The following is a 21,412-nucleotide window of genomic DNA, read 5'->3' on the forward strand; positions in this document are numbered from 1 at the left end:
GTATGCAACTGGACAACTCGCCCGCGCATCAGGACGCGACGCCGGATCAGCTGGACGTGGCGGTCGTCCAGTTCGCCCCCTCGACCGACCCTTCGGCGAATCTCGCGATGGTGCGCGCACACGTTCGCACGGCCCGCGAGCGTGGAGCGCGGGTAGTTGTCGCACCGGAATACTCGATGTTCGCCGTCACCCGGCTCGACGAGCGGGTCGTGGCCGTCGCCGAGCCGCTGACCGGCCCATTCGTCACCGGGCTCGGCAGCATCGCGCGCGAGTTCGGCGTGTTCCTGGTCGCCGGAACGGTGGAGCAGGTCGCTCCCGGCGGCGACCGCATCCGCAACACGCTCGTGGTGCTCGGTCCCGACGGCTCCCTGGTCACCCGCTACCGGAAGGTGCACCTCTACGACGCGTTCGGCCACCTCGAATCCGACGTGGTGGAGCCGGGCGTGATCGAGGCGCCGCCCACCTTCACGGTCGCGGGTGTGACATTCGGCATGCAGACCTGTTTCGATCTGCGTTTCCCGGAGGGCGTGCGGCGGGTCGCCGCGGCGGGCGCGCAGGTGCTGCTGCTGCCCGCCCAGTGGATTCCCGGTCCGGCGAAGGTCGATCAGTGGACCACGCTGCTGCGAGCGCGCGCCATCGAGAACACGGTGTACGTCGCCGCCGCGGATCAGGCCGCGCCGCGCGGCGCGGGCGCGTCGATGATCATCGACCCGGCCGGCGCGGTGCTCGCCGAACTCGGCGACGAGCCGGGCGTACTGACCGCCGGAATCGACCTGGCGTATCTGAGCAAGGTGCGCACGGCCAACCCGAGCCTCGCGTTGCGTCGATTCGCGATCACCGAGCGCGGACCGGAGTAGCGTTCGAATCGATGGTGTACGCCGATCGGACCTCGGCCGGTCGCGCGCTGGGTGCGCGTCTGGAGCACCTACGCGCGTCGAACCCGCTGGTGCTCGGCCTGCCGCGCGGTGGAGTGCCGGTGGCCGCGGCGGTGCGCGAGGTGATCGGCGGCGACCTCGACATCCTTCTGGTCCGCAAGCTGGGCGTGCCGTGGCAGCCGGAGTTGGCGCTGGGCGCCGTCGGCGAGGACGGGGTCCGGGTGCTGAATCCGGATGTGCTGGCGCACACCGGGTTGTCGCCGAAGAAGGTCGACTCGATCGAGATGCGGGAGCGCGCCGAGCTGGAGCGGCGCAGACAGGTACTGCGCGGCGCGGCGCGGCCGATCCCGCTGACCGGACGCACGGTGGTGATCGTCGACGACGGCATGGCGACCGGCGCCACCGTCGTGGTCGCCTGCCGGGTCGCGCGTCTGCACCAGCCCGCGCTGGTCGTGGCCGCGGTGCCGGTCTCCTCCACGGAGGCGATGCGCCGGGTGACCGACGAAGCCGACGAGGTGGTCTGCCCGTGGGTGCCGCGCTCGCTCGGCGGTGTCGGCGGCGCCTACCGTGACTTTCACCAGCTCGCCGACGCCGAGGTCACCGCGCTGCTGTGCTGACCGCGGTCAGATCTCGGCGATGCCCTTGCGGTGGCGTTGCGCCAGTTCCGCGTAGAAGCCCGGATTGAGCCGCACCCACATCTGCGCCTGGGTGCCCTCGATCGGGCGTTTCACCTCGGCGGGGGAGCCGGCGGCGAGCACGCCGTCGGGGATCTCGGCGCCCGGCGGCACCAGCGAGTGGGCGGCGATCATGCTCCGATCAGAGTCGCCGTCGGCGCGACGAACGCCGTCGGATCGACCTGCGGCCGTTTGCCTTCGAATTCGTAGAGTGGCACTCGTCCACCGTAAACGGTGCTACGGGGTGGCCGTCGGCACTGCCGCCGACCGTGCCGAACTGTTCGGCTGGAGCGCTCCGAAGACCCTCGGACGGTGCCGCTTCGGGGCGCACGGCGGCCCGGTGGCTCGGTCGCAAGTCGAGTGCCGGGTTCCAACGAGTAGCAGTGCGTGCGATGTCAGCGCCCGGCGTAGGCCGTCGACGTGCGCGCGGCCGCGGTGACCAGCGGACGCAGGTGGGCGGCGAAGCGTTCCGCGGTCACCGCGTCGACATCGACGTCGGTGCCGGTGCGGACCGCGTACCGCCCGTCGGCGACGACATCGATCCAGCACAGCACGCCGAACGGGTGCAGTTCGCCCGCGCCGCGGCGGGCGGAGACGACGATCTGGCCGATGCCTTCGCGCGGCTGTCTGAGCAGCCGCCGGATCCGGGCGGGCGTGGACGGTCCGGCGACCGGGACGGTAACCAGGGCGCGGCTGTCCTCACCGACCTGGGCCAGGGGAGCGGTCATGCGCGCGAGGGTGCCGGGGGTGTTCTCCGGAAGCATCGACACCACCCGGGCGCACAGGCTTTTCGAGCTACCGGCGAACAATCGCACGTCGCCGCCGCGGTCGGGGGTGTCGCCCGGGCGCTGCGCCGCGACCACCGCGATGTTCCCGGCGGCGGCGCCGAGGACACGCACGGGGCGCGCCGTCGGCTGAGGTCCCTGCCCGATCGCGGTGGCCGGTGCGGACGGCCGCGGCCCGCCGTCCCCGCGTGGCACCGGGGCTGGCGTGGTGTCACGCTGCCCGAATACCTCGATGCGCAGGTCCGGCTGGGCGAGAACGCGCAGCGCCGCTTCCAGATCCGCGTCCAGCACCTGACCGCACCAGCGGTCGAGCGCGGGGAGTTGCGCCGCCCGCTCGCCGGTGTCGCGTGCCGACAGGCGCACGGCGAGTGGATAGGGAATGCGATCACCGTCGGTGCGCGACCAGGCCAGCGCGAACTGGTCCGGGGTCAGCGTCCAATTCACTCGTACTCGGTCCATTCACCGAGCACGGGCGGCGTGGTCGGGTCGAGCGCCCCGATGAGTTCGCCGCCGTCGTCGGAGGGCTCGAGGAAGGTGGGGAGGTCGTCGAGGTCGAACTCGTCGTCCTCGTCGTCGAGCGGCACCGCGCGCGCGGTCGCCGCGTTCGCGGCCACGCTCGATCCCGGGCGCGGGGTGTCGGCGGCGGCCAGCGCACCGCCCATCAGACCGCCCACCGCGCCCGCGCCCAGACCGGTCACCGCCGCGTCACCGCTGTCGTCCCTCTTGCGCCGCTCGTCGCGCTTGCGCTGCTCCTCGGGCGCCACCTGGCCGCCGACGCCCGGCACCGTCGTCGGTGCGCTCGCCACCGAGGCGGGCGCGGTCGCCGGGCCGGGGACGCTCGCGCTGGGTGCGGAGTGGAGGACCGCCGCGGCCGCCGCCGTCGACAGCGGCGCCGCGGCGGCGGGAGCGACCCTGGACGCGGGCGTCGCCGGTGTTTCCCCCGCGGCCGCGGGCGCGACGGGCGCGACACCGGCGGTGGACGTCGACGGTGTGTCCTCGGTGGGTGCCGGATCGGCGGGCGCGGCCCCGATGCTCTGCTCCGACGGCCCGCTCGGCTCCCGCAGGTGTGTCCCGAGTGAAACAGGTGGCCCGTCGGGCGAAACCGGGGTGGTTCCGGTGATCTTGCTCGCCGGTGCGGCGGTGGGCGCCGGGGCTGCCGGCTCGTCGGTCTCGTCGGGGAACACGGGCACGTCGGTGCCGGTGCGGACGAAAACGCCCGCGTAGATGTCGTTCATCGCGCGCACGACGTCTTGGCGTGCGTGCTCGCTCGCCTTCTGTCCTTCGACATTGCTGGTCGCCTGGGACGGATCCAGCAGCGCCGCCCCCAGATCGGTCGCGTCGGCGGAAGGCTCGGGCACCGCCGCGCGCAGCGCTTCGGCCGCGTCGCTCGCTTGCCCGAGGCGCTGCGCGACCACGGCGAACACATCGGCGAGGTCCTGGCCGCTCTGCTCGAACACGCGCACCACCGCGTCCGCGCTGGTAGCCGCCGAACCGCGCCAGCCATCGGCGATGACCGCGCGGATCTCGGTGTGCGCTTGGAAGATGGCGTCGGCCAGGTTCGCCGCGGCGTCACCCCAGGCCTGCCTGCCGCCCGCGAGGACCGCCGGATCCAGCTGCTGAACTCCGGCATGGATCTCGGTATGGGTGAGGTTGTCGAATATTTCGACGTTCGGCGCGTAAGCGGGGTCGGTGCGGCGGTGCCTGGCCCGCTCGCCTGCACGCGGCATCTCACGCATGCGCGGCTCCCGTCACGTCGATCCGTTCGACCGCCAGCGCGAGCGCCTGGTCGGCCTGCTGGTAGGCGGCGGCCGCCGCGCGGAAGGTCTGGGCGAGTTCCCGTGCCGCGGAGGCGTATTCGCTCAACCGGGCGATCGCTCCGTCGGCCTTGCGCTCGAAACCCGCGCGCAACGCGTCACCGGAGGCGAATCCGCCGAAACCGGGCAGCGCGATCGCGGCGCTCAGGACGCGGATCTGCTCCTCCACCCGGTCGGCGAGCAACTCGTACCGACGCGCGCAGCGTTCGTGCGCGCCGCCGGCGACCAGCAGGCCGTCGATCCACAGCGAGCCGTCGTCGACCGCTCGATTCAGCGCGGCGATATCGACACCGGGTGCGGTGATCTCGGCGGGTGGCTCTCCGCCGAACCCGTTCTCCTGCGATGGCATCTGCGCCGTCCCCCTTCCTCGTCCGAAGAGCGGTTCACGGATGTCGTGCCAACCCCACGACGACACCCTGCATCCAATCCGCGATGTCGGCAGTGACCCGCGCGTGCACCGGCTCGTGCAACAGGTCGTGCCCTGCGTCGATGTACTCCCGTAAATCTACCGATTCGTGGCGGCTAGTCCAGACCCTGATCGCATCGATCGGTGCGCGCCGGTCATCCACGCCGTGCACCGCGAGCACCGGAAGTTCGCGCGGCAGTGGCGTTCCCGGCGCACCGGGCGCACCACCGCCCAGCGCGCGCTTCGGGACGCCGGACAACACCAGACCCGCAAGCCTGCCCGCGGACAAGGCGGGCCGCAGCGGGATATCCCGTTCCAGTACGGTCGAATCCGGCTGCTCCACACCCGGTTCCGGCACGGCCGCGCCGAGCATGCCGAGCGCGGTGACCGCGCCGAGCGAGTGGCCCATCAAGATCAGCGGCCTGCCGGTAGCGGCCAGCTCGACCAGCCGCAGCGCGTCGGCCACCAGTTCGGTCAAGCTGCCCGGCTGCCGCGGATCGCCCTCGCTCAGGCCGTGCCCGGAAGTGTCCAGCGCCCACACCTGCGCACCGGCGGGTTTCACGGCGCGCGCGAAGCGATGGTAGTGACCGCTGTGCTGGCCGATTCCGGGCAGCAGAACCACGGTGTACAGCGGGTCTTCGATCGGCCACTGCCGATAGTGCATCCGGCCGCGCGCGCCGTCGAAAAATGGCATTCACCGATAGTGCCAAAAAACGTCTCGCGGATGGGACCGCACGATTTCGGCGCGCGGACGGTTAAAATGCGCGGCGACTCACTCCTACCGAGCCCGAGGTGCCCGCGTTGCGAACACTCCGCCGTCCAGGCGCCTTTTTCTTGTCCGCCACGGTGCTGACCCTCACCGCGGTGCTCGCGCCGGGCGCGGACGCCGCGCCACCGGTCGCCGCATGCGACCCCGCGGCGGCGGTCACGGCCGTCGCGGCGCCCGCGCCCGTGCTCGACTGGGCGGAGAACCTGGGGTACGACGCGCAGGGCAACTTGTGGGTCTCGCGGCTCTACCGCAACGAGGTCCAGCGCTACGACGCCGCGGGCACGCTCACGGCGACCGTTCCGGTGGACTTCCCCGGCGCGGTCCGGCTCGGTCCCGACGGACTGCTCTACGTCGTCTACGGCGACGCGCCGGTCAGCGTCGTTCGCCCCGGCGGCGTGATCCGGTTCGATCCGGCGGCGGCCGTGCCGAAGCCGGAAGTCTTCGTCTCCGGCTTCACGATGCCCAACGGCGCGGCGTTCGACCCGAGCGGCAACCTGTACGTCGCGAGCTTGTCCGGCGTGGTCAAGGTTCGTCCCGACGGGTCGGTCGATACCGCGTGGGGCGCGCCGCTGGCCGGACTGGCCGCCAACGGCGCGGCCGTGCACGACGGCGTGCTGTACGTGACCGCCAACGGCGGGCCGCTCGGCCGGATCGTCCGCATCCCCCTCGCCGCCCCCGCGGATCGCGCCACCGTCACCGACCTGTCCACGCGGCTGCCCGGCCTCCCGGATTTCGCCGACGACCTTTTGGTCGACCCGACCGGCATTCTGTACGTCACGACCCTTACCGGTCAGTTGATCCGCGTCGATCCCGCCACCGCCGCCGCGTGTGCCGTTCTGCAAACGCAGCCACTCACCGCCGTAGCCGCCGTTCCCGCCCAGCCGGACCAGCTGATCGCCACCACAGAATCCGGCGCTCTGCTGCGAATCCACCTCTCCCGCTGAACCGGGTGCGCGTAGCGGCTGCGAGAAGTGCGCTGGAGTGCGCAACCCCGAAATCCGGCCGGCTCAGGTGTATTCGGCTACGACTTCGTAGAGGGCCGGATTCGCGTCGGCTGTCTTCCTGGCGTCGTCCACGGATGCCAGGACCGCCGGGTGGGCTCCGGCTGCCTCGCAAGTCTCGGCGCTGTCCCAGTGTGCGACGTTGATCAGCTGGAATCGCGTGTCCGGCAGGAGCGCCCGGTGCAGGCGGACGTCGCGGAAACCCGGAGCCGCGCGCATGATCCGCGCACGTTCGCGCCAGTTCTCGACGAATTCATCGATCTGCTCTGCGGTGATCTCGAAGACATTGATGAAGGTGACCCCGTCGTCGGTCATGCGAGTGCCTTTCTGTTCCTCTGCGTGAATGAGCCGCACCGGCAGTGCGTGCGCGTGTCGCGGATTGCCGCGCCGAGCCCGCGGACACCAGTCTTTGCGGGCCGGTGCGCCCCGTCGAGGACAGGTTGTCCACAGATCCGGACATCCGCGGTCGATGGCACTGCGACGGGCAACTCGTCGAGCAGAACGACGCCGCACCCGCCGAGAGGCGGAACGAAACGATGTGGTCACCGGGGCCGGATGTCTAGGCGCCTGCGCTGCGCGGCGGTCTGCCGCCTGGATTCGGGCTGATCGCGCGCTCGGCACGGTCGGCGATCGCGCGCAGGTGTGCGATCAGTTCCGGCGGCTCGTGGACCTCGAAGTCCACGCCCAGCCCGAGGAGGCGGTGGGCCAGCCATTCCGGTGCGTCGTCGCGCAGGGCGTCGATCCGGCAGGTGCTCCCATCGATCGCGACGACCTCACCCGAGTCGTCGCCCAGCCGTCCCGCCACTCGGTCGGCGGATGTGTGGATGGTCGAGTGCAGCCGGAAGACCGGTGTGCCCCAGTCGGTGCGGCGGCCCGCGACGTAGGCGGCGGCATCGGCGGCGGGTAGCGGGCGCGGGGTGAACCGAGCGGCGGTGGGCTGCGGGCGGTCGATCCGGTCGACCCGGTAGACGCGCCAGTCGGCGCGGTCTAGGTCGTAACCGACCAGGTACCAGCGCCTGCGGGCGGACACCAGGCCCACCGGCTCGGTATTGCGCCTCGTTTCGGCGCCCGCTTCGTCGCGGTAGGCGAAACGCACCCGCTCCCGGTTCGTCACGGTCGCCGCCAGTGTCGCGAGCACTTCGGCGTCGACAGCGAGGCCGTCGCCGGAAGGCGGGGTCAGCGCGGCGGCGAGGACCCGCACTCTGCGCCGCAGCTTCGGGGGCAACACCTGCTCCAACTTGGACAGCGCCCGGACCGACGCCTCTTCCATCCCGGCCACCGCCGACCCCGCGGCGGCGCGTAATCCGACCGCGATGGCGACGGCCTCGTCGTCCTCCACCAGCAGCGGCGGCATGGCCGTGCCCGCCACCAGGCGGTATCCGCCCGTCGCGCCGAGCGTCGCGGTCACCGGATAGCCGAGCTCGCGCAGCCGGTCGATGTCGCGGCGCACCGTGCGGTCGGTGACGCCGAGACGTTCGGCCAGCTCGCTACCCGGCCATTCGCGCGGCGTCTGGAGCAGCGAAAGCAGCCGAAGCAATCGGGCGGGGGTGTCGTTCATGAAAGAGAGGATGCCCGAAATCTAGGACCTGATCAGTCCTAGATCCTTCCTAAGGTCGTCGTCGTATCGCAGAACCGACCGGCAAGGAGCCATCCGATGACCGACATCCGCCCGTTCCGCATCGAGATCCCGCAGGCCGACGTGGACGACCTGCACGATCGGCTCGCCCGCACCCGATGGACCGCGCAGCTGCCCGGCTCCGGCTGGGATCGCGGCGTGCCGGTCGGCTATCTGCGCGAACTGGCCGAGTACTGGCGAACCGGATTCGACTGGCGGGCGCAGGAAGCGGCGCTCAACGCGTTCCCGCAGTTCACCACGCGCATCGAGGGCCTCGACGTGCACTTCCTGCATGTTCGCTCACCGGAGCCCGACGCCACGCCGCTGCTGCTCACCCACGGCTGGCCGAACTCGTTCGTCGAATTCACCGAGACCATCGGCCCGCTGGCCGATCCGCGCGCCCACGGCCTCGATCCGGCGCAGGCGTTCCACGTCGTGGTGCCCTCCGTCCCCGGGTTCGCGTTCTCCGAAGGCCCGCGCGAACCCGGCATGACGCCGGGCAAGGTGGCCGGAATGTGGCTGACGCTGATGGATCGGCTGGGCTACCGGCGCTTCGGCGCGCAGGGCGGCGACCTCGGCGCCTACGTCGCGCCCGAACTGGCCATCGCCGCCCCGGACCGGGTGATCGGCGTGCACCTCGACGGAGGGATCGGGATGCCGACCGAGGCGGACGTGCCCACCATGACGCAGGACGAGCGCGCCGAGTGGGATCTCATGCAGCAGTGGATGACCGGCGGGGTGGACCACCACGTCCTGCTGCGCCACGCGCCGCAGACCTTCGCCCACGCGTGGACCGATTCGCCGGTGGGTCTGCTCGCCTGGCTGATGCAGAAGTTCACCGAGTTCGCCCCGCTCGCCGATCGGGTCGAGGATGTGATCAGCCGCGATCATCTGCTGACCAACATCAGCGTCTACTGGTTCACCGACACCGTGGCCTCCTCGTCCTGGCCGATGTACAACGGCCTCGGCGACGGGGGATTCGCCTGGCCGAAGGGGCAGAAAGCGGTGCCGACCGGCACCTACGGCGGCGGCTCCGCGCTGATGCGGCGGCTCGCCGAACGGGACAACACCATCGTGCACTGGCCGCAGGGCAACACCGGCAATCACTTCGTCGCGATGGAATGCCCGGACGCGCACGTCGCCGACATCCGCGCGTTCTTCGCCGCCCTCCGGTAGGAAGCCTCGGCTCGGGCGGCGATTCGGTGGTTCGCAGCCTCGTCCCATGCACGAACGGCGGACCGACCGGTCTCCGGTCGTGGACTCGGCGGCGCACCAACTGCGAACCGGTTCACGGCGGCTGGGGGACAGCGGCCGGAGCGAGCCTCAAGGGGTGGGCTCGCCGCCGGAGCCGCTCGGGCCGGGCTGAGCCGGAGCGGCAGGTTGCGGGGCCGGGGCGGGAGCGGCAGGCGGCGGGGCCGGGTGGTCCGGAACCGTGAACAGTCCCACGGTGGGCGTCATCACACAGTGGGCGAACGGGTAGTCGATGATGCCCCACATCGAAGCGATCACGGTGCCCGGTCCGCTCTTGATCGTCTTGGACAGCGACGGCAGGCGGTACTCGGTCACGTCGTCGAGCGGGTCGAGGCCGCTGGCGCCGGTGTTGACGTTCACCCACGCGACGACGAGCCCGGAGGCCAGCGGCGCGCCGGAGTGTGAGGGCGTCGCGCTGAAGCGCAGTTCGCCGGGCGCGACGTTGAGGTCACGGCCGGTACCGCCGCCGTCGGTGGTCGCGGCCGCGATGATCGTGGTGATCGGCCCGTTGCTGCCGCAGCCGAAGGTGGGCGCGGCGTAGGAGAACGGGGTGAACACGCTGGAGACGTCCCGCAGGTTCGCGGCGTCGACCAAGGCGGCGTATTGCCTGAGCGCGGCGACTCCCTCCTGCGTGGACTGGTCGGCCCCCGCGACGTGGGTCAGATGGGCCAGGCCGGCGTCCACCGGAGTCTGCGGTTGTTCGGCGATGGCCGGCGCGGAGAAGGTCAGAACCGCGCCGATGCCGAGGGATGCCGCCGCCGCGGCGGCGCGTGCGATGGTCCTGCCGTTCACTCGTTCTCCTCGATACCGAACCCTGCGGGGTCCCGACCCACGTGCAGCAACGTACCAGCTCGCGGCGGGCGCCGTCCCGGGGAGCGGGGCCGCCGATCGCCTGGGCGGTGCCGCCGCTTGTGATCCAGTCGGCAATGAAGGATTACCGAGGGGTAGGTTTGACTCGGACGTACGAGACACGCAGGGAGATGCGTATGAAACTATCCTTGTCCCCCGACGACGTCGCCTTCCGCGACGAACTGCGCAAGTTCTATCGGACCGAGATCCCGGCCGAGATCCGCGAGCGCGTCCGGAACGGCCGCGAGCTGTCCCGCGACGACATCGTCACCGCGCACAAGATCCTCAACGACCACGGCCTCGCGGTGCCCAACTGGCCCGTGGAGTGGGGCGGCAAGGATTGGACGCCGATGCAGCGCCACCTCTGGCAGGACGAGATGCAGCTCGCGTCCGTGCCGGAGCCGCTGACGTTCAACGCGCAGATGGTCGGCCCGGTGATCGCCCACTTCGGCTCGCAGGAGCTGAAGGAGCGCTTCCTGCCGCCCACCGCGGCGCTGGACATCTGGTGGTGCCAGGGCTTCTCCGAGCCGGACGCGGGCTCCGACCTGGCCGCGCTGCGCACCACCGCGGTCCGCGACGGTGATTCCTACATCGTCAACGGCCAGAAGATCTGGACCACGCTGGCCCAGTACGCGGACTGGATCTTCTGCCTGGTGCGCACCGACCCCAACGCGCCCAAGAAGCAGGCGGGTATCTCGTTCCTGCTGTTCGACGTGAAGTCGCCCGGCGTCACCATCCGCCCGATCAAGCTGATCGACGGCGGGTACGAGGTGAACGAGGTCTTCTTCGAGAACGTCCGGGTCCCGGCCGACCAGCTGGTCGGCGAGGAGAACATGGGCTGGACCTACGCGAAGTTCCTGCTCGGCAACGAGCGCACCGGCATCACCGGCGTCGGCCGCACCAAGGTCAAGCTGGGCGTGGCGAAGCAGTACGCCGCGCAGACCAAGTCGGGCAACGGCACTTTGCTGGAGGACCCGGTGTTCGCGGCGCGAATCGCCGAACTGGAGAACGAGCTGCTCGCGCTGGAGCTCACCCAGCTGCGGGTGGTCTCCAACTCCTCGGACGGCAAGCCGAATCCGGCCTCCTCGGTGCTGAAGCTGCGCGGTTCCGAACTCCAGCAGGCGGCCACCGAGCTGTTACTGGACATCGCGGGACCGGACGCCATCCCGGTGGACGCCGGCGACATCGCCTCGCCCGGCTGGGCGCAGCGCAGCGGCCCCGCCTACCTGAACTACCGCAAGACAACCATCTACGGAGGCTCCAGCGAGGTGCAGCGCACCATCATCGCCTCCACGATCCTCGGATTGTGAGGCGACACCATGGATTTCGATCTCACCGATGAGCAGGTCATGCTCCGCGACACGGTCCGTGACCTGCTCGCCCGCACCTATGACGCCGAATCCCGGCTCAAGGTCGTCGACTCCGAACTGGGCTGGAGCCGCGACGTGTGGCGTCAGCTCGCCGATCTGGGCGTGCTCGGTCTGAGTTTCGCCGAGGAGGACGGCGGCGTCGGCGCCGGTCCGGTGGAGACGATGGTCGTGCTGGAGGAGGTGGGCCGCAGGCTCGCCCCGGAACCGATCCTGGACGCGGTGCTGGTGCCCGGTGGGCTGATCGCCGCGGCGGGCAGCGCCGAACAGCGGCAGCGGATCCTGCCCGAGGTCGCCTCGGGCGCGAAGCTGCTCGCCTTCGCCCACGCCGAGCCCGGAGTGCGCTGGCCGTCGAGCGAGCCGGCGACCACCGCCGCGGCGCAGGGTGATTCGTACACGCTGACCGGCGTGAAGAACCCTGTCCCGCATGGCGACAGCGCCGACGAGCTGGTGGTCAGCGCCGCGTTGCCGGACGGCGGTGTTGGGCTGTTCCTGGTCGCGCCCGATGCGACGGGCGTGGTTCGCAAGTCCTACCGCACGGTGGACGGTCAGCGCGGGGCGCAGCTGGAGCTGACCGACGCGCCCGCCGAGCGGCTCGGCGAGGGGGACGCGGCCGAGGCGATCGCGTCGGTGCTCACCCACGCGCAGGCGAGCCTGTGCGCGGAGTCGGTCGGCGCGATGGAAGAGGCGCTGCGGCTGACCACCGAGTACCTGAAGCAGCGCAAGCAGTTCGGGGTCACCCTCTCGAAGTTCCAGACGCTCACGCAGCGGGCGGCCAATATGTACGTCTCGCTGGAACTGGCGCGCAGCATGAGCCTGTACGCCACGGCGTCGCTGGCGGACGGGGCCGACGATCCGGTGATCGCGTCGCGCGCGCGGCTGCAGGTCGGCCGCGCGGCCCGGCACATCGGGCAGGAGGCGATCCAGATGCACGGTGGCATCGGCGCCACCGCGGAGTACCCGGTCGGCCACTATGTCGCCCGGTTGACCGCGATCGAGCGCACCCTCGGCAGCGGACTCGAGCATCTGCGGGTGCTCAGCTCCCGGGTGGGCGACTACGAACTGCCCGAACTGTAGGCAGTGCCGCGGTGGTGCGGGTATACGCACCACCGCGGGTCACTCGTCTTCGGCCTGCGGGTTCGTCTGCAGTTGCGTGGGCGCCTCGTCCGATGACTCGCTCGTGGGCGTCCGCGCGGCGGCCGGTGGTCTCGGGTCCTCCGGCGGCGCGGCCTGCGAGGTGTCCTCGTGCGGATTCCGCGTGGACGGCTCGGCGGTGGTGCTGCTGATGAAGCCCGCGAACGGGGTCGGACGCCGCTGATCGGCCGGCGCGATCCGCCACGTGGGCGAGGGCGGGATGACGACCCTCGGCGTCATCGAGCCGGTAGTGCTTTCGTGGACCACGGGTTCGGCGTATTCGCCCGCCTTCAGTGGCGGGGGCGGGACGTAGGTGTCCTGCTTGCCGACGCCGCAGGCGCCGATCAGGACGAGTCCGATGGAAACCGCTCCCGCGGCGATCGCCGGACCGGCGATCTTGGCCCTGCTGCTTTCCAACGGTGACGCTCCTCGTGTGTATCGAGTCGACTCACCATAATCGAGGCCGGTCGGCCAGGCGAGGCGAGTGGTCGCTGGGGATGCGCCGGACGGCGCGGGTAAAACGGTTCTAATTCAGATATCGAATTGGTCTCTTCGGCGTGTCGCGGGCACGTGTCGCTATCTTCCGGCGTCCCGGAGTCGTAGCGTGTGTGAGCAAAGTTACGCGTGAGACGCCGGTTTCAGGATGAGAGACACGTTGTGTGAGAACGTGATAGTGGTTCTCTGACCGGCGTCATCGAGGAGTAGATGATGGGAGCTTACTCGACAGCGTCGCGGCGTGGTTCATCCCACGCCGCGGAAGATGCGGTGTCGGCAACGGCGCAGCATCCCGCGTCGAATCAGCAGGCACGCACGCTGTCCACGATTCTGTCGCGGACGCTCGCCTGGTTGATCTTCATCGGCGGACTCGTCGGGGCGGTGCTCGGTATTGCCGGCCTGCACGTCGAAATCACCGTCGCCGGTCTCATTCTCGCGTGCACCGCGGGCTTGGTGCTGCTCAAACTCCGCGCCGGTGGCGGCGAAGCGGGTGGCGGCGAAGCCGACTGAGCGAACCGGCCGGTCGCCTCGGTGCCCCGGCCTTTGATCGGCACGAGAAATCCGGGCGCGCAACAGTTTCGGCGCCTACCGTGATTTCCATGAGGATCGAGATCACCACCGACGCCGCCGAGTTCCGCTCGGTCGCGGGGTCGTTTCTGCTCCGCGATCCATTGCGACACACCGTGATCACCACGAGTGTCGCCAACCACGTCACGGGCCTCGACGCCCCGGCCGAGCCATCGCGTTTCCTCACCGTCCACCGCACGGACGCCTCGGTCGTCGGCGCCGCCATGCGGGTGGCCGGTCGCGACGTGTACCTGGGCGAACTACCGCCCGAGGGCATTGCGGCGGTCGCTCGCGCGCTGGCCGACGTGGTCCCCGAGACCGCAGGCGTCGAGGGCGTCGTCGACGACGCGACCGCGTTCGCCCAGCACTGGTGTGCGCTGCTGGGAAAGGGTTTTCACCAGAGCTATGTCACTCGGCTGCACCGGCTCGGCACCCTGCGGATCCCGGATGTGCCCGGGGCGCCACGCCGAGCCGGTGCGGCCGACGTCGCGCTGTGCCGGGACTGGCTGGCCGCCATGCGCGAGGAATCCGGCCACGCGTCCGGACTGGACGAGGCCGCGATCCGGCGCCGAGTGGACGCCGGACGCTGGTGGCTGTGGGAACGCGACGGGGAACCGGTGAGCTTTGCCGGCCACCAGATCCCGATCCAGGGCTGGTCGCGGATCGGACCCGTCTACACGCCGCCGCGGGCCCGCGGCCACGGCTACGCCAGCGCGGCCACCGCGCACGTCGCCCAGCTGCTGCGCGCCGAGGGCCTGGACGTCTGCCTGTTCGCCGACAGCGCCAACGCCACGGCCAACCGGATCTACCGCACGATCGGCTTCCACCCGACCCACGCCTTCGCGCACTACGTCTTCGACTAGTCGGCCAGGCCGGTGCGCAGAGCCGCGGTGAATCAGGCGAAGACCGGCGCGAGGCGCCTCGACGGGCGCCCCGGCCCGGTCGCGCAACTCAATTCAGCGGCGCGGATTTCCACCAATCCAGGAACTCGGCGTCGGTGGCGATGAATCCGGCGCTGTACATCAGCATGGTCGCCCGGCCCTGGTCCGAGAACGCGGTGACCATGCGCGGGCGCAGGTCGCGGCTGTCGTGCAGCGTGTAGTTCGTGTAGCTGTGGCCGCTGTTGTTGGTGGCGGCCGCGCGGTCGTTGGCCGGTAACGCGTCGAGAACCGTTTGCGCCTCGGCGGGCGAGCCGTAGAGGTAGAAGTCGAAGGACGCCTTGTTCGGCCCGCCGAAGCAGCTCCACATCACCAGCCAGGGGCCGAAGTCGGGGTCGTCGTGGTCGCGCGTCGTCGGGGAGTCCGGCGCGTGAGCGAAACAACCCGCCTTGTTGTAGCCGGTTCCGGAGTGCACCAGGCGCTGGGCGGAGGTCTCCGGCAGCATGTCCGGGAACGCGGCGCTCAGTTCGGCCGCGCGGGCGCCGATCGTGGCTCGGTCCGTGGTGGCCGCGACGGTCGTGGTCGGACGCTTGGTGGTCGGCGTCGCGGTGGTCGCGGTATTCGGCGCGGGCATCGTCGTCGTCGGTGCGGCAGAGCCGGCGGACGTGGTGCCGCGCAGCGAGGCCGCCAGGAGGAGACCGGCGACGCCGACCACCATCAGTAGCCCGATCAAGGCGCCCACCGAGGCTTTCCGGCGCGAACGTCGCGCCTGGTGGTCTGCCCCGTGCCGCGCGATCGGCGCGTTCGCCCGGTGCGCCGCGTGATTCGACCCGGTCGGCGGCCACGGCGCCGCGGGCGCGGTCAGCGCCTGCCACGCGGCGGTAGCGAATTCGCCGCACGAGTCGAAGCGCTCGGCCGGGTGCTTGGCCATCGCCTTGGCCAGTACGGCGTCCAGCGCCACGGGCAACCCGGGGCGCAGCCTGCTGACCGGTGGCGGCGGTGCGTTGAGATGGCCCTGGATCACCGCGACCGGATTGGTGGCGTCGAACGGCACGGTGCCGGTCAGCAGCCGGAACAGGGTGCAGGCCAGCGAATACTGATCGGCGCGGTGATCCAGCGGCGCACCGGAGAGCTGCTCCGGTGCGGCATAGGCCAGGGTGGCGGTGAAGGTTCCGGTCTGGGTGAGCCCTCCCGCGTCGTCCCGCAAGCGAGCGATGCCGAAGTCGGTGAGAAAGACGCGCTCCGCCGCGCCTTCGACGCGCTCCAGCAGAATGTTCGCCGGTTTCACGTCGCGGTGCAGCACACCGCGGCTGTGCGCGAAATCCAGTGCCTCGGCCGTCGCCGCGACGATCTGCACCGCCCGCTGCGGCGGCAGCGTCCAGGCGTCCAGCGCGGCGGCGTCGGTGCCGTCGATGTAGCGCATGCAGATCCACAGCCGGTCGCCCTCGACGCCCCGGTCGAACACCGTGACGATGTTCGGGTGGTCCAGCCGCGCGACGAGGTCCGCCTCCCGCACGAAGCGGGCGCGGATCTCCTTGTCGTCGAACAGCTCCGGGTTCAACAGCTTCATCGCCGTCAACCGGGGTAGCCGCGGATGCCGGGCCAGGTACACCGATCCCATCCCGCCGCGGCCGAGCAGGCGTTCGATGGTGTACCCGGCGAATACCTCGCCGGTGCTGAGCACGGGTCAGTTCAGCGGAGCCGAGCGCCACCAGCGCAGCAGCTCGTCGATGGTGGTGTGGGCGAAGCCGTCGGTGTACATCAGGAACTGGGTCCGATCCGGGTCGCCGGTGAACGCCGTGACCATCTTGGCGCCTTCGTCGACGTACTTGTAGTTGGTGTAGGTCTTTCCGCCGTTGGTGTCGCTGGACTTGGTGGCCGAGGAGGGCAGGCCCTTCAGCACCGCCTGGACGTCGGCCGGGGTCTTGTAGGCGTAGATGCGGTAGTACGGATCTTCGTTGTTGCCGCCTTTGAAGCAGCGCCATTGCGCGGCCCAGTCGCCGAACTCCGGGTCACCCTTGGACGGCGACGGCGGTGAACTCGGCGAGGCCAGCCAGCACTCGGCGCCGTTGTAACCGATCTCCTCGGTTTTGGAGGCGGGCACCATCCGCGGGAACTCCGCGCTGACCGACTCCGGCGTCGCGTCGACGAGGTTCGGTTTCACCGCCGAGGTGGTCGTGGTGTCGGCTTGGTTCGAGCCCGAATCCGAGACCGCGCCGATGATGCCCAGCACCACCACGATCAGCACGACCACGCCCACCGCCACACCGACGATCAGACCGGTGTTCTTCTTCGGCGGCGGTCCGGCCGAAGGGTGGCTGTGCGCGCCGTACAGCGGTGCGGGCGGCGCGGCGAAAGAGGCGAACCCGGATTGCTGGTGGGCGTACGGGTTGACGGCGGTGGGCTGCGGCGCCGGGCCGGTGCGCGGACCGGAGTTCGCCACCGGGGCGGGCGGGGGACTCGCGGTGGATGCCGCCGCGAGCGAATTCGGCCCGCTGGCGTGCGGAGGGTTCACCTGGTGGCCGGGGCCGCTGGTGTAGTGGCCCTGCGCCACCGGATACGGCGAACCGGTGGTCGGGAGCTGCGGCCCGGTGTTCGGGCGTGGGCCGGTGGTCGGGTGCGGCGGGCCGGTGACCGGGCGTGGACCGCCCACCACCGGCATCGACGGCACGCTGGAACCGGTCAGCGCCTGCCTGGCGGCCGCGGCGAACTCCGCGCAGCTGCCGTAACGGTCGTCGGGGCGTTTGGCCATCGCCCTGGCCAGGACGCCGTCCAAGGCGAAGGGCAGACCGGGCCGGGCACTGCTCAGCGCGGGCGGCGCGCCCTGCAGATGCCCCTGGATGACCGCGGCGGGATTGGTCGCGGAGAACGGACCGGTGCCGGTGAACAACCAGAACAGCGAGCAGGCCAGCGAATACTGGTCGGAGCGGTGGTCCAGCGAGGCGCCGGTGAGCTGTTCGGGCGAGGCGTAGGCGAGGGTCGCCGTGAAGGTTCCGGTCTGGGTGAGATGACCGGTGTCGTCGCGCAGCCGCGCGATGCCGAAGTCGGTGAGGTACACCCGTTCACCGCGACCGGCGCTGGAACGGGCCAGCAGGATATTGGCGGGCTTCACGTCACGGTGCAGCACCCCGCTGCCGTGCGCGTAGTCCAGCGCGTCGGCGGTCTCCTTGATGATCTGCACCGCGCGTTCGGGCGGCAGCGATTTCGGTTCCACCGAGGCGGCGTCGATGCCGTCGATGTACTGCATCGAAATCCACAACTGCTCGTCCTCGAGCCCGCGGTCGTAGACCGTGACGATGTTCGGGTGATCGAGCTGGGCGACCAGATCCGCCTCCCGTTCGAACCGCGCCCGCACCTCCTTGTCGAAGAACATCTCCCGATTCAGCAGCTTCAGCGCGGTCATCCGCGGCAGCCGCGGATGTTTCGCCAGGTAGACCGAACCCATGCCACCGCGGCCGAGTTGCCGCTCGATGACATAGCCGGCGAAAACGTCACCGCTGGCCAGCATGACTGCTCCACTTCCCGCCGCGCACCGGGACCCACCGGCGAACAGGCGTACAGCAAAAGAATGCGTGGCCGGAGATGGGCCCGACCACGGAAAACACCGAAACCATAGCAGTAGTCGCGCCCCGCCTATCGCTCGTCGAGCGTGGTGACGTGCGGGCGATCGACGGAGGCGGACCGCCTGGCGGGGGCCGGGCGTCCGGAGGTTGCTGGTGCGGCCGTTCCGCCGATCCCGGGCGCATGGGCAAGTTCGGCAACTCGATCAGGCCGGGGTGCGTGGGGCGGCGCGGCGGAAGGAAGCTCGGACGCGGCGCGGGCGGGCGGGGCGGTTCCTGCGGCCTCGCTCGGTGCTGCGGCACGGGATTCGGCGGCGTGGCCGGAGGGGTGCGGTGTGTCGGCACGGGATTCGGCGGCGCGGTCGGAGGGGTGCGGTGTGCCGGCGCGGTCGGGTGCCCATCGGCGTGGAGGCCGTGCCGCGGCGCCGTTCGGTGCCTGCCCGGGTGCCCGGCGAGGGCGTGCTTCGCCGCGGCGGCGAACTCGGCGCAGCTGGCGAACCGATCCGCCGGGCGCTTGGCCATGGCGCGAGCCAGCACCGGATCGAGCGCGGGCGGCAGGCCGGGACGCACCCGGCTGAGCACCGGGATCGGCGCGTACAGATGGTTGTTCACCACAGCCGCCGGGTTCGCGCCGGGATACGGCGGCGCGCCGGTGAGCATCCAGAACAGCGTGCAGGCCAGCGAGTACTGATCGGCCCGGTCGTCCAGCGGCTGGCCGATCAACTGTTCCGGCGCGCCGAAGGCGAGTGTCGCGGTGATCGTGCCCGACGAGCCGATCGTGCTCTCCGCGCCGCGGATTCCCGCGATGCCGAAGTCGGTGAGCAGCACCCGTTCCGGCTGCCCGATCGGCGCCTTGGCCAGCAGGATGTTCGCCGGTTTCACGTCGCGGTGCAGCACCTGGTTGGCGTGCGCGAAGTCGAGCGCGGCGGCGGTGTCGGCCACGATCTGCACCGCCCGGCCGGGTGCGAGCACGTCGACGTCCGCGCAGGAGGCGTCCGCGCCGGGCACGTACTGCATGGAGATCCACAGCTGCCGGTCCTCCGCGCCGCGATCGAACACTGTGACGATGTTCGGGTGGTCCAGCCGCGCGACCAGATCGGCCTCGCGCTCGAAGCGGCGGCGGATGTCGGTGTCGGCGTACAGGTCGCGCTTCAGCAGCTTCAGTGCCGTCAGCCGGGGCAGGCGCGGATGCTGGGCCAGGTACACGGTGCCCATGCCGCCGCGGCCGAGAACGCGCTTGATGACGTAGCCTGCGAAGACGTCGCCGATCTGCAACACCTTTACACCCCCTTGTCGAGTCGAGCGCGCGGACACTATCCATGTATCTCGCCGGGCCATCGCGATGCAACAGTCGCGGCGAAACCGTCGGTCGCCGGCCTGCGGCACGGATTCTTGACACACCCACTCGTTAAGGTGACCGCATGCGCATTGGAGCACACGTCCGGCTCGACAGCGACCCGATCGGCTTCGGCGAGAAACTCGGCGCCGACGTCATCCAGATGTTCGTGGTCGACCCGCAGAGCTGGGACAAACCCACTCCCCATCCGCGGACCGAGGAGATCCTCGCGAGCCCGATCGAGGTCGTGGTGCACTCCTCCTATCAGATCAACGTCGCGAGCCTGAACAACCGGCTGCGCATGCCCTCGCGCAACGCGGTGGCGCAGCAGGCCGAGGCGGCCGCCGAACTCGGCGCGTTCGGCCTGGTGGTGCACGGCGGGCACGTGCGATCGGACGCCGAGCTGGACACCGGGATCGACAACTGGCGCAAACTGTTCGAGCGTCAGCAGGACAAGGGCGGTTTCGCGGTCCCCATCCTGATCGAGAACACCGCCGGCGGAAATCACGCCATGGCCAGGCACTTCGATTCCATCGCGCGGTTGTGGGACGCGGTCGGCGACTATGGCGCCGGTTTCTGCCTTGACACCTGCCACGCCTGGGCGGGCGGTGAGGAACTGGTCGGCGCCGTCGACCGGATCAAGGCGATCACCGGGCGGATCGACCTGGTGCATTTGAACTCCTCACGCGACGAGTTCAACTCCGGCGCCGACCGGCACGCCAACTTCGCCGAGGGCACCATCGACCCGCAACTGCTCGCGGAGGTGTGCCGGACGGCAGGCGCTCCCGTTGTGCTGGAAACCCCGGGAGAGGGACTCGCGGAGGACCTGGCGTACCTGCGCGAGTGTGTATAGGGTCGCCTCGTTTGTGATCAGCGCGACGAAAACCCTGGTCGGTGCGGTGGTCTCGGTGATGTGCTCGACAGAGCAGTAACCGATCTCGACAGCGAAGGTGATCTCATGACGGTCGCAACCGCCACCCCATCCACCGCCTCGGTGACCAGGCTCGGCGCCCGGATCGGCGCGCGGATCGACAACGTCCGGCTCGGCGGCGACTTGGACGCGGCCACCGTCGACGTGATCCATCGCGCGCTGCTGGAGCACAAGGTCATCTTCTTCCGTGGGCAGAACCACCTCACCGAGGACGGACAGTACGAGTTCGCCCAGCTGCTCGGTTCGCCGACCACCCCGCACCCGACGGTCACCTCGCACGGTGTGAAGAGCCTGGCGATCGATTCCGAGAACGGCCGCGCCAACAGCTGGCACACCGACGTCACCTTCGTCGACCGCGTCCCGAAGGCGTCCATCCTGCGCGCGGTGCACCTTCCGCCCTACGGCGGCGCCACCACCTGGGCGTCCACCGTCGCGGCCTACGAGTCGCTGCCGGAGCCGCTGAAGCGGCTCGCCGAGTCCCTGCGCGCCGTGCACACCAACGTCTACGACTACGCCGCGCGCACCGGAGAGGAGCAGCGCCCCGACTCCGCCGTCTACCGCGCCGAGTTCGAGTCCACCTACTACGAGACCGAGCATCCGGTGGTGCGCGTGCACCCCGAGACCGGGGAGCGCGCATTGCTGCTCGGCCATTTCGTCAAGCATTTCGTCGGGCTCTCCAGCACGGAGTCGCACGCCCTGTTCCGGCTGTTCCAGGACCGGGTGACCCGTCTGGAGAACACCGCCCGCTGGAACTGGGCGCCGGGCGACGTCGCGATCTGGGACAACCGCGCCACCCAGCACTACGCCATCGACGACTACGACGACCAGCCGCGCAAGCTGACCCGCATCACGCTGGCCGGCGACGTCCCGGTCGGCGTCGATGGATCGGCGAGCACCATCATCGCGGGCAACGCCGAGCACTACTCGATCATCGAGGACACCCAGCTGCTCGCGTCCTGAGCGGACCCCGCATGGTTGCCGGGCGCAAGCCCGGCCGTTGAGGGGCCATGCGGTGTCCCCGGGTGCCCGGACGGGACAGCTCCCTGCCACCACCGAGGCAATTCCCGTTGCCGGGCGTCGAGCACGTCCGACAGCGCGGACACGA

General features: G+C 70.5%; 21 protein-coding genes and 1 pseudogene. 10 read left to right on the forward strand and 12 right to left on the reverse strand.

The features are described from left to right. Positions 1 to 2 precede the first annotated feature (2 nt). A complete protein-coding gene (locus tag LTT66_RS19475; RefSeq protein ID WP_233060045.1) occupies positions 3 to 857 on the forward strand; it encodes a carbon-nitrogen hydrolase family protein in 855 nt (284 codons plus the stop codon). Between the two features lie 11 nt (positions 858 to 868). Next, positions 869 to 1,492 (forward strand): phosphoribosyltransferase, encoded by a 624-nt coding sequence (locus LTT66_RS19480; protein WP_233060046.1) that lies wholly within the window; start codon positions 869 to 871, stop codon positions 1,490 to 1,492. 6 nt (positions 1,493 to 1,498) lie between these two features. Here LTT66_RS19480 and LTT66_RS19485 read toward each other — a convergent pair. The 5 genes and pseudogenes from LTT66_RS19485 to LTT66_RS19505 all read right to left on the reverse strand — a co-directional run bounded on the left by LTT66_RS19485 (position 1,499) and on the right by LTT66_RS19505 (position 5,248). Next, positions 1,499 to 1,767 (reverse strand): annotated as a pseudogene (locus LTT66_RS19485) (hypothetical protein). A gap of 177 nt (positions 1,768 to 1,944) precedes the next feature. Then, positions 1,945 to 2,793, reverse strand: a complete 849-nt coding sequence (locus LTT66_RS19490; protein ID WP_233060047.1) for an ESX secretion-associated protein EspG — start codon at positions 2,791 to 2,793, stop codon at positions 1,945 to 1,947. Next, complete coding sequence (locus tag LTT66_RS19495; RefSeq protein ID WP_233060048.1) at positions 2,775 to 4,070, reverse strand: WXG100 family type VII secretion target; 1,296 nt, start codon at positions 4,068 to 4,070, stop codon at positions 2,775 to 2,777. Before LTT66_RS19495 ends, LTT66_RS19490 begins: the two co-directional genes overlap by 19 nt. Then, on the reverse strand, positions 4,063 to 4,497 hold the full coding sequence (locus LTT66_RS19500) for a hypothetical protein (protein WP_233060049.1): 435 nt from the start codon (positions 4,495 to 4,497) through the stop codon (positions 4,063 to 4,065). Before LTT66_RS19500 ends, LTT66_RS19495 begins: the two co-directional genes overlap by 8 nt. Positions 4,498 to 4,531: 34 nt before the next feature. Further along, on the reverse strand, positions 4,532 to 5,248 hold the full coding sequence (locus LTT66_RS19505) for an alpha/beta hydrolase (RefSeq protein ID WP_233060050.1): 717 nt from the start codon (positions 5,246 to 5,248) through the stop codon (positions 4,532 to 4,534). 140 nt (positions 5,249 to 5,388) lie between these two features. On the opposite strand from LTT66_RS19505, the gene LTT66_RS19510 reads away from it, so the two are divergent. Next, positions 5,389 to 6,267, forward strand: coding sequence for an NHL repeat-containing protein (locus LTT66_RS19510; protein ID WP_233060051.1), 879 nt, complete (start codon positions 5,389 to 5,391; stop codon positions 6,265 to 6,267). 63 nt (positions 6,268 to 6,330) lie between these two features. Here LTT66_RS19510 and LTT66_RS19515 read toward each other — a convergent pair whose 3' ends face one another. Both LTT66_RS19515 and LTT66_RS19520 read right to left on the reverse strand, forming a co-directional pair. Next, positions 6,331 to 6,639, reverse strand: coding sequence for an antibiotic biosynthesis monooxygenase family protein (locus LTT66_RS19515; protein ID WP_233060052.1), 309 nt, complete (start codon positions 6,637 to 6,639; stop codon positions 6,331 to 6,333). A 244-nt stretch (positions 6,640 to 6,883) separates the two neighbouring features. Further along, a complete protein-coding gene (locus tag LTT66_RS19520; protein WP_233060053.1) occupies positions 6,884 to 7,882 on the reverse strand; it encodes a helix-turn-helix transcriptional regulator in 999 nt (332 codons plus the stop codon). 96 nt (positions 7,883 to 7,978) lie between these two features. On the opposite strand from LTT66_RS19520, the gene LTT66_RS19525 reads away from it, so the two are divergent. Then, positions 7,979 to 9,115 (forward strand): epoxide hydrolase family protein, encoded by a 1,137-nt coding sequence (locus LTT66_RS19525; RefSeq protein WP_233060054.1) that lies wholly within the window; start codon positions 7,979 to 7,981, stop codon positions 9,113 to 9,115. A 147-nt stretch (positions 9,116 to 9,262) separates the two neighbouring features. On the opposite strand, the gene LTT66_RS19530 is transcribed toward LTT66_RS19525, so the two are convergent. Next, entirely contained in the window at positions 9,263 to 9,982 is a 720-nt protein-coding gene (locus LTT66_RS19530) for a hypothetical protein (RefSeq protein WP_233060055.1), read from the reverse strand. Between the two features lie 194 nt (positions 9,983 to 10,176). Between LTT66_RS19530 and LTT66_RS19535 the strand changes: the two genes are divergently transcribed. Both LTT66_RS19535 and LTT66_RS19540 read left to right on the forward strand, forming a co-directional pair. Next, positions 10,177 to 11,349 (forward strand): acyl-CoA dehydrogenase family protein, encoded by a 1,173-nt coding sequence (locus LTT66_RS19535; protein WP_181719294.1) that lies wholly within the window; start codon positions 10,177 to 10,179, stop codon positions 11,347 to 11,349. Between the two features lie 9 nt (positions 11,350 to 11,358). Then, positions 11,359 to 12,483 (forward strand): acyl-CoA dehydrogenase family protein, encoded by a 1,125-nt coding sequence (locus tag LTT66_RS19540; protein WP_233060056.1) that lies wholly within the window; start codon positions 11,359 to 11,361, stop codon positions 12,481 to 12,483. A 39-nt stretch (positions 12,484 to 12,522) separates the two neighbouring features. On the opposite strand, the gene LTT66_RS19545 is transcribed toward LTT66_RS19540, so the two are convergent. Continuing rightward, positions 12,523 to 12,957: a hypothetical protein gene (locus tag LTT66_RS19545; RefSeq protein WP_195064963.1), complete on the reverse strand. Its 435-nt coding sequence runs from the start codon at positions 12,955 to 12,957 to the stop codon at positions 12,523 to 12,525. Between the two features lie 348 nt (positions 12,958 to 13,305). On the opposite strand from LTT66_RS19545, the gene LTT66_RS19550 reads away from it, so the two are divergent. Both LTT66_RS19550 and LTT66_RS19555 read left to right on the forward strand, forming a co-directional pair. Continuing rightward, positions 13,306 to 13,545: a hypothetical protein gene (locus LTT66_RS19550; protein WP_051169234.1), complete on the forward strand. Its 240-nt coding sequence runs from the start codon at positions 13,306 to 13,308 to the stop codon at positions 13,543 to 13,545. Positions 13,546 to 13,634: 89 nt separating this feature from the next. After that, positions 13,635 to 14,465 carry a GNAT family N-acetyltransferase gene (locus LTT66_RS19555; protein ID WP_233060057.1) on the forward strand — a complete coding sequence of 277 codons (831 nt, stop codon included), beginning with the start codon at positions 13,635 to 13,637 and terminating at the stop codon, positions 14,463 to 14,465. Positions 14,466 to 14,553: 88 nt separating this feature from the next. On the opposite strand, the gene LTT66_RS19560 is transcribed toward LTT66_RS19555, so the two are convergent. From LTT66_RS19560 to LTT66_RS19570, 3 genes are read right to left on the reverse strand one after another with little or no spacing between them, the layout of a single operon-like run. Beyond that, positions 14,554 to 16,164 carry a serine/threonine-protein kinase gene (locus tag LTT66_RS19560; protein WP_269821964.1) on the reverse strand — a complete coding sequence of 537 codons (1,611 nt, stop codon included), beginning with the start codon at positions 16,162 to 16,164 and terminating at the stop codon, positions 14,554 to 14,556. A gap of 3 nt (positions 16,165 to 16,167) precedes the next feature. Then, the gene (locus tag LTT66_RS19565; protein WP_233060058.1) at positions 16,168 to 17,988 is read right to left on the reverse strand and encodes a serine/threonine-protein kinase; all 1,821 of its coding nucleotides are present in this window, start codon (positions 17,986 to 17,988) and stop codon (positions 16,168 to 16,170) included. Beyond that, positions 17,972 to 19,318 carry a serine/threonine-protein kinase gene (locus LTT66_RS19570; RefSeq protein WP_233060059.1) on the reverse strand — a complete coding sequence of 449 codons (1,347 nt, stop codon included), beginning with the start codon at positions 19,316 to 19,318 and terminating at the stop codon, positions 17,972 to 17,974. Before LTT66_RS19570 ends, LTT66_RS19565 begins: the two co-directional genes overlap by 17 nt. Before the next feature lie 143 nt (positions 19,319 to 19,461). Between LTT66_RS19570 and LTT66_RS19575 the strand changes: the two genes are divergently transcribed. Continuing rightward, positions 19,462 to 20,229 (forward strand): deoxyribonuclease IV, encoded by a 768-nt coding sequence (locus LTT66_RS19575; RefSeq protein WP_233060060.1) that lies wholly within the window; start codon positions 19,462 to 19,464, stop codon positions 20,227 to 20,229. Between the two features lie 105 nt (positions 20,230 to 20,334). Next, positions 20,335 to 21,267, forward strand: coding sequence for a TauD/TfdA dioxygenase family protein (locus LTT66_RS19580; protein ID WP_233060061.1), 933 nt, complete (start codon positions 20,335 to 20,337; stop codon positions 21,265 to 21,267). Positions 21,268 to 21,412: the final 145 nt, after the last annotated feature.

It is taken from the genome of Nocardia gipuzkoensis (assembly GCF_021183645.1).
Taxonomy (GTDB): Bacteria; Actinomycetota; Actinomycetes; order Mycobacteriales; family Mycobacteriaceae; genus Nocardia; species Nocardia abscessus.

Bases quoted from the DNA above. Each gene is read 5' to 3' on its own strand.
- LTT66_RS19475 (WP_233060045.1), top strand. From the start codon at position 3: ATGCAACTGGACAACTCGCCCGCGCATCAGGACGCGACGCCGGATCAG.
- LTT66_RS19480 (WP_233060046.1), top strand. From the start codon at position 869: ATGGTGTACGCCGATCGGACCTCGGCCGGTCGCGCGCTGGGTGCGCGT.
- LTT66_RS19490 (WP_233060047.1), bottom strand. From the start codon at position 2,793: ATGGACCGAGTACGAGTGAATTGGACGCTGACCCCGGACCAGTTCGCG.
- LTT66_RS19495 (WP_233060048.1), bottom strand. From the start codon at position 4,070: ATGCGTGAGATGCCGCGTGCAGGCGAGCGGGCCAGGCACCGCCGCACC.
- LTT66_RS19500 (WP_233060049.1), bottom strand. From the start codon at position 4,497: ATGCCATCGCAGGAGAACGGGTTCGGCGGAGAGCCACCCGCCGAGATC.
- LTT66_RS19505 (WP_233060050.1), bottom strand. From the start codon at position 5,248: ATGCCATTTTTCGACGGCGCGCGCGGCCGGATGCACTATCGGCAGTGG.
- LTT66_RS19515 (WP_233060052.1), bottom strand. From the start codon at position 6,639: ATGACCGACGACGGGGTCACCTTCATCAATGTCTTCGAGATCACCGCA.
- LTT66_RS19520 (WP_233060053.1), bottom strand. From the start codon at position 7,882: ATGAACGACACCCCCGCCCGATTGCTTCGGCTGCTTTCGCTGCTCCAG.
- LTT66_RS19525 (WP_233060054.1), top strand. From the start codon at position 7,979: ATGACCGACATCCGCCCGTTCCGCATCGAGATCCCGCAGGCCGACGTG.
- LTT66_RS19535 (WP_181719294.1), top strand. From the start codon at position 10,177: ATGAAACTATCCTTGTCCCCCGACGACGTCGCCTTCCGCGACGAACTG.
- LTT66_RS19540 (WP_233060056.1), top strand. From the start codon at position 11,359: ATGGATTTCGATCTCACCGATGAGCAGGTCATGCTCCGCGACACGGTC.
- LTT66_RS19555 (WP_233060057.1), top strand. From the start codon at position 13,635: ATGAGGATCGAGATCACCACCGACGCCGCCGAGTTCCGCTCGGTCGCG.
- LTT66_RS19565 (WP_233060058.1), bottom strand. From the start codon at position 17,988: ATGCTGGCCAGCGGTGACGTTTTCGCCGGCTATGTCATCGAGCGGCAA.
- LTT66_RS19575 (WP_233060060.1), top strand. From the start codon at position 19,462: ATGCGCATTGGAGCACACGTCCGGCTCGACAGCGACCCGATCGGCTTC.
- LTT66_RS19580 (WP_233060061.1), top strand. From the start codon at position 20,335: ATGACGGTCGCAACCGCCACCCCATCCACCGCCTCGGTGACCAGGCTC.